This is a genomic window from Robertmurraya beringensis, assembly GCF_042433785.1.
Taxonomy (GTDB): Bacteria; Bacillota; Bacilli; order Bacillales; family Cytobacillaceae; genus Robertmurraya_A; species Robertmurraya_A beringensis.
In genome coordinates this window covers 1-845 of sequence record NZ_JBHLUU010000047.1, presented here as the reverse complement: position 1 = coordinate 845, position 845 = coordinate 1, and the positions used below count along the sequence as shown (strand labels likewise).

Annotated in this window: 1 protein-coding gene; it reads right to left on the bottom strand. The window is 40.8% G+C overall.

Features of this window, described 5'->3' with window-relative positions; genetic code table 11:
* Window positions 1-845 (bottom strand): DDE-type integrase/transposase/recombinase (locus ACFFHF_RS11800; RefSeq protein WP_377058218.1); only part of this gene is annotated, 845 nt, incomplete at both ends.

Genomic DNA, 845 nt, shown 5'->3' with positions numbered 1-845 from the left:
GATTCACTACGGGCACTTTTCCTTCTAAGGCGGCATGCGGACGCAAAAAGTTAAAGTAGGCCGTAAATAAGGTGACGTATGAAATGGAACCATGTTCAGAGCCGAATCCATGAGTGGAGCGATAATTGCCCTTAAAGGTGCGGTTAAGTCTCTCAATTATTTGTTTCAGTGGTCTATATTCGGTCGAAACAGGGTCCTCATTGGTTAATCCAATGACCTGCTTCACATCGAATGAAATCCCATGTTGAGCGAAGAAATGTTGGGCTAAAAGATAGATTGGATTCCCGTCTACCACAAAGGTCAGATTTTCTGGAATCTCTTTCATCTTGATTAAGACCTCATCAATTGCTCGAATGGCTGTTGCTGTGTCTCGATTAGGCGACACCGGATACGAAAGAATAATCTTTTTCACGGCGTCAAAAAAGAAAAATAAATAATGCCATCGACCGTTTACTCTGATATACGTTTCATCACCGCAGAATTGGTCTGAAAGTTCATAGGGATAGTGATCCACATAAGGTTTAAGTAATAAAGCTACGCTATTTTCGTAGTTCAATACAGTCTGATGTGAAATCATCACTCCGTGTACGTCCTGCATAATCGCAGCTGTTTTACGGGCCGAAAGGCCATAGTTTACATGATAGGTTAGGATCAATCCTAATGTATGTGGGGATGCATAAATCTTTGATAAGTCCACGGCCGGCAGTTCTGGTGATTCCTTGGATAACGGCTGGAAATCGATATAAAACTGACGGAAAATGTATCTCAATTTAAATGCTTGAGGGTCCTTTTTGAACCTTTTCTTTTCTTTTGAAGTCATCCCATTGAGCTTCTTTTGATAATAA